General features: G+C 68.1%; 3 protein-coding genes, 1 tRNA gene and 1 rRNA gene. 1 reads left to right on the forward strand and 4 read right to left on the reverse strand.

What is annotated here, in order from left to right:
- Positions 1–18 precede the first annotated feature (18 nt).
- Together ACFWHU_RS04755 and ACFWHU_RS04760 are read right to left on the reverse strand one after the other, a co-directional pair.
- The gene (locus ACFWHU_RS04755) at positions 19–684 is read right to left on the reverse strand and encodes a two-component system response regulator (RefSeq protein WP_078074754.1); all 666 of its coding nucleotides are present in this window, start codon (positions 682–684) and stop codon (positions 19–21) included.
- A gap of 278 nt (positions 685–962) precedes the next feature.
- The gene (locus tag ACFWHU_RS04760) at positions 963–6,512 is read right to left on the reverse strand and encodes a HAMP domain-containing protein (RefSeq protein ID WP_387223912.1); all 5,550 of its coding nucleotides are present in this window, start codon (positions 6,510–6,512) and stop codon (positions 963–965) included.
- 281 nt (positions 6,513–6,793) lie between these two features.
- On the opposite strand from ACFWHU_RS04760, the gene ACFWHU_RS04765 reads away from it, so the two are divergent.
- A complete protein-coding gene (locus ACFWHU_RS04765) occupies positions 6,794–9,445 on the forward strand; it encodes a SpoIIE family protein phosphatase (RefSeq protein WP_385800782.1) in 2,652 nt (883 codons plus the stop codon).
- A gap of 55 nt (positions 9,446–9,500) precedes the next feature.
- Here the strand turns inward: ACFWHU_RS04765 and ACFWHU_RS04770 are convergent.
- Both ACFWHU_RS04770 and rrf read right to left on the reverse strand, forming a co-directional pair.
- Positions 9,501–9,576, reverse strand: a tRNA-Thr gene (locus ACFWHU_RS04770).
- Between the two features lie 118 nt (positions 9,577–9,694).
- A 5S ribosomal RNA gene (gene rrf, locus ACFWHU_RS04775) occupies positions 9,695–9,811 on the reverse strand.
- Between the last annotated feature and the right edge of the window lie 136 nt (positions 9,812–9,947).

Consider the following 9,947-nt stretch of genomic DNA (forward strand, 5'->3'; position numbering starts at 1 on the left):
GGCCCAGGGCGAACCCGGTTAGTTCGGTGTGGGGAGCGGCGAGCCGCCTCCGCTGCCCGGCTCCAGCGCGTCCAGCGCCCGCCGCAGTCCGGTCAGCTTGCGCTCCAGATGTGCGGCCGTGGCGACGGCCGCCGCGTCCGCGGAGTCGTCGTCCAGCTGTTTGGAGAGCGCTTCGGCCTGCTCCTCGACAGCGGCGAGACGGGCGGACAGCTCGGCCAGGAGACCGGTCGGTTCCTTCACCTCGCCCGCTCCGGCCAGTTGCAGTCGCAGCAGTTCGGCCTGCTCCTTCAACTGGCAGTTCTTCATGTACAGCTCGACGAACACCGAGACCTTCGCGCGCAGCACCCACGGGTCGAACGGCTTGGAGATGTAGTCCACCGCGCCGGCGGCGTAGCCCCGGAAGGTGTGGTGGGGACCGTGGTTGATGGCCGTGAGGAAGATGATCGGGATGTCCCGTGTCCGCTCGCGCCTCTTGATGTGCGCGGCGGTCTCGAACCCGTCCATCCCCGGCATCTGGACGTCCAGCAGAATGACCGCGAAGTCGTCCGTCAGCAGCGCCTTGAGCGCTTCCTCCCCTGACGATGCCCGCACCAGCGTCTGATCGAGCGCGGAGAGGATGGCCTCCAGCGCCAGCAGATTCTCCGGCCGGTCATCGACCAGGAGGATCTTGGCCTTCTGCACCATGGCCCGCCCTCCTCGCCCCGGCTGTGCACCGGGCGCCGCCCCAGGGGACGACTCCCTTACGCCGTCCGTCCTTGTGCCGGTCATGGTAGCCGCACCCCGCCTGTCGCCACACCCTGTCACCGCGATGTCACTGTGCACGTAGCAAAAACGTCACAGGAGCTCGAAAGGTTCCCCGAATACCTGTGGTCCACACGTGATCGACCACAGGAACTCACCTTCTTCCACAGGTTCGCACAACCGCCGGTCACTTCCGAAGCCGCTCCCGGTGCCACTTCGCGTCACTTTTGGTGCATCCACTGCTCCATAACTGACAGAAGATGATCGGGATCGACCGGCTTTGTCACATAGTCAGAAGCACCGGAATCGATCGCCTTCTCCCGGTCACCCTTCATCGCCTTCGCGGTGAGCGCGATGATCGGCAACCCGGCGAACTGCGGCATCCTGCGGATCGCCGTCGTCGTCGCGTACCCGTCCATCTCGGGCATCATGATGTCCATCAGCACCAGCGTCACATCGTCGTGCTGCTCCAACACCTCGATGCCCTCACGGCCGTTCTCGGCGTACAGCACCGACAGACCGTACTGTTCGAGGACGCTGGTCAGCGCGAAGACGTTGCGGATGTCGTCGTCCACGATGAGCACCTTCTCGCCGCCGAACGAGAACGTACGCCGCTCCTCCGGAGCGTCCTGCACGTCGGCACCCCACGCCTCGTCGGCATTCGAACCGGCCGACGGCCGCGCGCCGTTGGCCGCGCCCGCCGAACCGTTCCCGCCGGACGGGCCCCCCGGACCTCCAGGCCGCCCCGACAGCGAGTTCAACTGCTCCGGACCGCCAAGGGCCTTGCGCCGGCGCCGGAACAGCGCGGCGGGCCCCGTGCGGGCCTCCGAGGGCCCGGCGGGCCGGTCCAGCCGCGCCTGCTCCGACGACAGACCCGCGAAACCGCCGCCACCGCGCTGCGGCTCGATGCCCGGCGTCAGCTGCGGATAGCCCTGCGGCGGCAGTTCGCTGGCGTGCAGCGGCAGATACAGCGTGAACGTGGATCCGCGGCCCGGCTCGCTCGCCGCGTGGATCTCGCCGCCGAGCAGCCGGGCGATCTCCCGGCTGATGGACAGGCCCAGACCCGTACCTCCGTACTTACGGCTCGTCGTGCCGTCCGCCTGCTTGAACGCCTCGAAGATCACCCGCATCTTGCTCGCCGCGATCCCGATACCGGTGTCGGTGACCGAGAAGGCGATCAGATCGGCGTCCGCGTCACGCAGCGAACCGGCCTCCAGCAGCTGCTCCCTGATCGCGTTGGGCACATCCGCCCCCGCGGGCCGGATCACCAGCTCCACGGCGCCCGTGTCGGTGAACTTCACCGCGTTGGACAGCAGGTTGCGCAGCACCTGGAGCAGCCGCTGCTCGTCGGTGTGCAGCGTCGCCGGCAGCTCCGGGGAGACCCGTACGGAGAAGTCGAGCCCCTTCTCCGCCGTCAGCGGCCGGAACGTCGCCTCGACGTAGTCGACGAGCTGGACCAGCGCGATCCGCGTCGGGCTGACGTCCATCTTGCCCGCCTCGACCTTCGACAGATCGAGGATGTCGTTGATCAGCTGGAGCAGGTCCGAGCCCGCGCCGTGGATCGTCTCGGCGAACTCCACCTGCTTCGGTGAGAGGTTCATCTCCGCGTTGTCCGCGAGCAGCTTCGCCAGGATGAGCAGCGAGTTCAGCGGCGTACGCAACTCGTGCGACATGTTCGCCAGGAACTCGGACTTGTAGCGCATCGACACGGCGAGCTGTTCGGCCCGCTCCTCCAGCACCTGCCGCGCCTCTTCGATCTCGGTGTTCTTCACCTCGATGTCGCGGTTCTGACGGGCCAGCAGCTCCGCCTTCTCCTCCAGCTCCGCGTTCGAGGACTGGAGTGCCTTCTGCCGGTTCTCCAGCTCCGCCGACCGCTCCCGCAGCTGCTCCGTCAACTCCTGCGACTGCTTCAGCAGCACCTCGGTCTTGGTGTTGACGCTGATGGTGTTGACGCTCGTCGCGATCATTTCCGCGATCTGGTTGAGGAAGTCCCGCTGGATCTGGGTGAAGGGCTGGAACGACGCCAGCTCGATCACACCGAGGACCTTGCCCTCGAACAGCACCGGCAGCACGATCACGTACGCCGGTGACGCCTCGCCGAGCCCCGAGGAGATCTTGAGATAGCCCGGCGGAACGTTGACCTGGATCGTGCGCTTCTCCTCGGCCGCCGTACCGATGAGGGTCTCGCCGGGCCGGAAGGCGGTCGGCATGGACCCGGCCGAGTACCCGTAACTGCCGCGCATGCACAGCTCGTACGAGCCGTCGCGCCCGCCCGTACCGAGCTCGGAGGCGGTGCCGGTGCCGGTCGGCATGGCGAGGAAGAACGCGCCGTGCTGCGCCGAGACCACCGGGGTCAGCTCGCTCATGATCAGCGAGGCCACGTCGTCGAGATCGCGGCGCCCCTGCATCAGACCGGAGATACGGGCCAGGTTGCCCTTGAGCCAGTCCTGCTCCTCGTTGGCGAGGGTGGTGTCGCGCAGATTGGCGATCATGGTGTTGATGTTGTCCTGGAGGACCTGGATCTCGCCCGCCGCGTCGACGTCGATCTTCAGGTTCAGATCGCCGCGGGTCACCGCGGTGGCGACGGCGGCGATCGCCCGCACCTGACGGGTCAGGTTGCCGGCCATCTCGTTCACCGACTCGGTGAGGTCGCGCCAGGTGCCGTCGACGTCCCTGACCCGGGCCTGGCCGCCCAACTGCCCGTCCGTACCCACCTCACGGGCCACCCGGGTGACCTGGTCGGCGAACGACGACAGCTGATCGACCATCGTGTTGATGGTGTTCTTCAGCTCCTGGATCTCACCTCGGGCATCGATGTCGATCTTCTTGGTGAGATCGCCCTTGGCGATGGCCGTGGTGACCGTGGCGATCTGGCGCACCTGACCCGTCAGGTTGGACGCCATCGAGTTCACCGACTCGGTGAGGTCCTTCCACGTACCCGAGACACCCGGCACGCGCGCCTGGCCGCCCAGTTCGCCCTCGGTGCCCACCTCGCGGGCGACTCGCGTCACCTCGTCGGCGAACGAGGAGAGCGTCGTCACCATGATGTTGACGGTGTCGGCCAGTTCGGCGACCTCGCCGCGCGCCTCGACCGTCACCTTCTTCGTCAGGTCGCCGTTGGCCACCGCCGAGGAGACCCTGGAGATGTTCCGCACCTGACTGGTCAGGTTGTTGGCCATCGTGTTGACGTTGTCGCTCAGGTCCTTCCAGATGCCGGTGACGCCGCGCACCCGCGCCTGGCCGCCGAGGATGCCCTCCGTGCCCACCTCGCGGGCCACGCGGGTCACCTCGTCGGCGAAGTTCGACAGCTGGTCGACCATCGTGTTGACGGTGGTGACGAGGTCGAGGATCTCGCCCTTGGCGTCGACCGTGATCTTCTTCGACAGATCGCCCTTGGCGACGGCCGTCGTGACCTCGGCGATGTTGCGGACCTGCGAAGTCAGGTTGTTCGCCATGAAGTTGACGGACTGGGTGAGGTCCTTCCAGGTGCCCGAGACCCCCTGCACCTCGGCCTGGCCGCCGAGCATGCCCTCCGTACCGACCTCGCGGGCCACGCGTGTGACCTGCTCGGCGAAGTTCGACAGCTGGTCCACCATCGTGTTGAGGGTGTTCTTCAGCTCCAGGATCTCGCCGCGCGCGTCCACGTCGATCTTCTGCGACAGGTCACCGCGCGCCACCGCCGTGGCGACCTGCGCGATGTTGCGGACCTGGGAGGTCAGGTTCCCCGCCATGCCGTTCACGGAGTCGGTCAGATCGCGCCAGACACCCGCGACGCCAGGCACCTGCGCCTGGCCGCCGAGCCTGCCGTCGGTGCCCACCTCGCGGGCCACGCGCGTGACCTGTTCGGCGAAGGCCGAGAGCTGGTCGACCATCGTGTTGATGGTGTTCTTCAGCTCCAGGATCTCGCCGCGGGCGTCCACGTCGATCTTCTGCGACAGGTCGCCACGCGCCACGGCCGTGGTCACCTGGGCGATCTGCCGCACCTGGTCGGTCAGGTTGCCGGCCATGAAGTTGACGGAGTCGGTGAGTTCCTTCCAGGTACCGGAGACGCCGTCCACCCGCGCCTGGCCGCCCAGCCTGCCCTCCGTACCCACGTCACGCGCCATCCGCGTCACCTGGTCGGCGAACGACGACAGCTGCGCCACCATCGTGTTGACGGTGTTCTTCAGTTCGAGCATCTCGCCCGCGACGTCGACGGTGACCTTCTGGGAAAGATCGCCGTTCGCGACCGCCGTCGTCACCTGGGCGATGTCCCGCACCTGGCCGGTGAGGTTACGGAACGCGGTGTTGACCGAGTCGGTGAGGTCCTTCCACGTACCCGCCGCGCCCGGCACCTCGGCCTGGCCGCCCAACTGGCCTTCCACGCCGACCTCACGGGCGACTCGCGTCACCTCGGAGCCGAACGAATTGAGCTGACGCACCATCGTGTTGACGGTGTTCTTCAGTTCGAGCATCTCGCCGGCCACGTCGACGGTGACCTTCTGGGAAAGGTCACCGTTCGCCACGGCCGTCGTCACCTGGGCGATGTCCCGCACCTGGGTGGTCAGATTCCGGAAGACGGTGTTGACCGAGTCCGTCAGGTCCTTCCACGTACCCGCCGCGCCCGGCACCTGCGCCTGGCCGCCCAGCACACCCGATCCGCCGACCTCGCTCGCCACGCGCGTGACCTCGTCGGCGAACGTACGCAGCGTCTCGGTCATCTGGTTGATCGTCTCGGCGAGCTGCGCGACCTCGCCGCGCGCGCTCACCGTGACCTTCTGGGAAAGATCGCCGTTCGCGACGGCGGTGGTCACCTCGGCGATGCCGCGCACCTGACTCGTCAGGTTGCCGGCCATCGTGTTCACCGAATCGGTGAGGTCCTTCCACACACCGGCCACGCCGGGAACGGTCGCCTGGCCGCCCAGTTCACCCTCGGTGCCCACCTCCCGGGCCACGCGCGTGACCTCGGAGGAGAACGAGGACAGCTGGTCCACCATCGTGTTCACGGTGTTCTTCAGCTGAAGCATCTCGCCGGCCACATGCACGGTGACCTTGCGCGACAGATCGCCCTTGGCGACGGCCGTCGTAACGAGAGCAATGTCACGTACCTGAGCGGTGAGTCGGTACGCCATCGTGTTGACGGAATCCGTGAGGTCCTTCCACGAACCCGACATTCCACGCACTTTGGCCTGACCGCCGAGCTTGCCCTCGGTACCGACCTCCAGCGCCACGCGCGTCACCTCGTCGGTGAACGCGGACAGCTGGTCGACCAGGCTGTTGACGGTACGGGCCACCTTCAGGAACTCGCCGCGCAGCGGGCGCTCCGTCCCCGCCGAACCCTCGGTGAAGTGCGAACGCAGCTCCATCCGCTGCTCCAGGTCGCCCTCGGCGACCGCCGACAGCACCCGCCCGACCTCGGACACGGGGCGCGCCAGGTCGTCCACCAGCGCGTTCGAGGCGTCGATCGCGCTGGCCCAGGACCCCTCGCAGGCGCCCGTCTCCAGGCGCTCCGTGAGCTTTCCCTCCCGCCCGACCATGCGCCGTACGCGGGCCAGCTCGCCCGTGAGGTGCAGGTTCCGGTCCGCCACCTCGTTGAAGACGGCGGCGATCTCCGCCATCACATCGTCACCGGAGACGGTCAGGCGTTTACGGAAGTTACCGTCCCGCATCGCCACCAGGGCCGTCAGCAGTCTGTTCAGAGCCGCCGCATCGACCTCGGTGGCCCCGTTGTTCCGGGACCGTCCGCCCTTCGCGCGCGTGTTGTTGCCACGCGCCGCCACGCCAGACTCCACCGTGTCCCTCCCGCGGGGGTTGACCGTACTGCTCAGAGTGTTGTTCAGGCTGTCTCTGGAATCCTGCCCAGTGTTTCACCACGGCCGAACCTGGCGATAACAGTTCGGCAGCTTCGCATAGCGTCCCCACCCCCGGTAGGCGGAAACAGTGGCAACCGGCATCCGCCCTCGCAGCGAAGGTAAGTAACCTGGCATCCGGCTGTCCAACCGTCCCCGTCCGCCCGGCGGGGACGGCGTGGCGAACGTACTACCAACGGGCACCGGGAGGGCGGGGCCGAATCATGGCAGAGCCGGGCGTCGAGACGCGTACGAGGAGTTCTGTGATCACCGCGCGGGCGGCTGCCAGCTTCGACCCTGTCGGGCGGTCCGTCGCGACCGCCCGCGCTTTTGTCCGGGACACGCTCCAGGGGTGGGGGTACGCGGACGTCGTCGACGACGCGGTCGTTCTCACCAGCGAACTCGTCACCAATGCCGTCATCCACGCCGGTACGTCGGCTGACGTGCTCTGCCTCCGTACGGGGGACGGCGTCCGGGTCGAGGTCTCCGACCGCTACCCCGAACGCGAGATCCCGATGCAGGGCACGGGGCTGTCGCTCGGCAGCCCAGACCGGGAGAACGGCCGGGGACTGCTCCTGTGCGCGGCACTCGCGTCCCGCTGGGGCGTCGACTACACACCGACGCACAAACAGGTCTGGTTCCAGCTCGATCTGCCCGACCGCCCCGTGGGCGCCCGGTCCGCCGGCCCGGTCATCCCGAACGCGCTCCTCCCGGTCACCGACGAACGGGTCAGGGTCGCCGTCGTACAGATCGACAGAACCGGCGCCGTGTCAACGTGGAACGAGGACGCGGAACACCTCTTCGGTTACCCGGCCGACCAGGTCGTCGGCAAACCCCTCACCGACTTCGCCGCCTGGCCGCACACGCCGGGCATCGGCACCGGCATCGTCGAGGCACTGCTCCTCTCACGCTGGGAAGGCAGTTACGGCATCCGCGGCAGCGACGGCCGCGTCATCCCCGTCTACGCCTCCCACCTCCGGGTGCGCGACACCAACGGCGAGCCGTCCACCGTCTGCCTCCTCGTACGCGACGACGAACGCGCCGTCATCCAGACCCCGCAGCGCGTCCCCGCGACCGAGGCGGGCGCCGAGAGCCGCACCGTTGACCCCTTCGAGGTCTTCATCGGCTCCCCGGCGCCGGAAGACCTGGACGGCCTGCTCCAGCGCACCGTTGAGCGCGCCCGCGACATGCTCGAAGGCGACTCGGCCTTCCTCCTGCTCGCCACCGACGACGAGACGGAGCTGGAGGTACGGGCCACCACGGGCCTCCCCTCGGCGCGGCAGCGCTTCGCCCGCGTCCCGGTGGAGGCCGGCACGGGGCGGTACGGCTCCGCCCGGATGCCCGCCGTCCACGAGGACCTGGCCATCGTCCCGGGCGCCGTGCCGCTCCTCAACGGGACCGGCATGCGTTCCGTCGTCACCGTCCCGCTCAAGGTCGAGGGCCGGCTCACCGGCTCGCTCGGTGTCGCCGCCGAATCGGCGGGCCGGTACTCCAACGAGGAGGCGCTGCGCCTGCAGTTCGCCGCCGACCGCATCGCGCTGGCCGTCGAATCGGCGCGTCTTGGCGAACTCGAACGTCTGCGGCGCGGCTCGCTCTCATTCCTCGTCGAGGCCTCGGACCTGCTGGCAGGCACGCTCGACCGCGACCAGACGCTCGCGCTGATGGCCCAGATGACAGTGCCCACCCTCGCGACCTGGTGCGCCGTCTACACCATCGCCGACCAGGCGTCGGACCCATACCTCTCCTACGTGCTGCACGAGGACGAGGATCGCATCGACGGCCTCAAGGCCCTGCTCTCCAAGATCGATCCGCCGGATCCGGTCCCGACTCCGGGCGCCCGCGTCTGGACCGGCCCGGCCGACGCCGCGCACCAGGCCGCGCTCCGTACGTCCATGAGGGAGCTGGGAGGGGCCTCCACGCCCGTCTCCTCCGGAATCGGCACAACACTGGCCACTGCCGCCGCTGTTGGCGGAGAGACCGTCGTACTGCCTCTCGTCGCGCGGAACCGTGTGATCGGGATGCTCACCCTCGGCAAGCCGTCGGACGACCACTTCCGCCAGGAAATCCTGGAACTGGCCGAGGACTTGTCACGCCGGGCGGCACTCGCCCTCGACAACGCCCGCCTGTACTCGGAGCGCATGGCCATCAGCCAGTCCCTCCAGCGCAGCCTGCTGCCGCCGGAGCTGCCCCAGGTCCCCAACGTCGAGGTCGAGGTCATCTACCGCGCCGCGGGTGAAGGCAACGAGGTGGGCGGCGACTTCTACGACCTCTTCCCGATCCGCGACGGCGCGTACGGCTTCGCCATCGGCGACGTCTGCGGTACGGGCCCGGAAGCCGCGGCGGTGACCGGCCTCGCCCGGCACGCGCTCCGGCTCCTCGCCCGCGAGGGGTTCAGCGGCCCGGCGGTCCTGGAGCGCCTGAACGCGGCGATCCTCGACGAGGGCGCCCGCAGCCGCTTCCTGACGCTGCTCTACGGGGAGTTGTGGCCTCAGGAGGACGGCAGCGCCGTCCTCAAGGTCGTCTGCGCCGGCCACCCGCTGCCACTGCGTCTGCGCCAGGACGGCAGCGTGGAGGCGGCTGCGGACCCACAGCCGCTGCTCGGGGTCATGGACGACCTGGAGCTGTACGAGCAGATGGTCACGCTCGAACCGGGCGACGTCCTCCTCTGTGTCACCGACGGCGTCACCGAACGCCGCGAGGGCACCAGGATGCTGGGCGACGACGGTCTCGTCGACGTACTGACGGGCTGTACGGGCCTCACGGCCGGCGCGGTCGCCTCACGCGTGCTGCGCGCGGTGGAGAGGTTCGCGGCGGAGCCGGCGTCGGACGACATGGCGATCCTGGCGATGCGCGTACCGGAGCCGCAGAAGAACTGACGGGCCGCAAACGAAGAAGGGCCCCGCCATCAGGCGGGGCCCTTCTTCGTTGTGCTGGAGCCCCAATACGGAATCGAACCGTAGACCTTCTCCTTACCATGGAGACGCTCTACCGACTGAGCTATTGGGGCGCGGCAACGAGAGAGATCATACCCGAAGCGCGGGCGTGCTGGAAACCGCCGACGCAAAAGGGTCTTGAACGCAGGAATGCCCCGCACCAGAGGTGCGGGGCATTCCCAACCAAAGATTGTTCGGCGGCGTCCTACTCTCCCACAGGGTCCCCCCTGCAGTACCATCGGCGCTGAAAGGCTTAGCTTCCGGGTTCGGAATGTAACCGGGCGTTTCCCTAACGCAATGACCACCGAAACACTATGAAACTGTTGAACAACCGGATGTGAACACAGTTATTCGTTGTCTCAGAACTAACACAGTGGACGCGAGCAACTGAGGACAAGCCCTCGGCCTATTAGTACCGGTCAACTCCACACCTCACGGTGCTTCC

Source organism: Streptomyces sp. NPDC060366 (assembly GCF_042725135.1).
Taxonomy (GTDB): Bacteria; Actinomycetota; Actinomycetes; order Streptomycetales; family Streptomycetaceae; genus Streptomyces.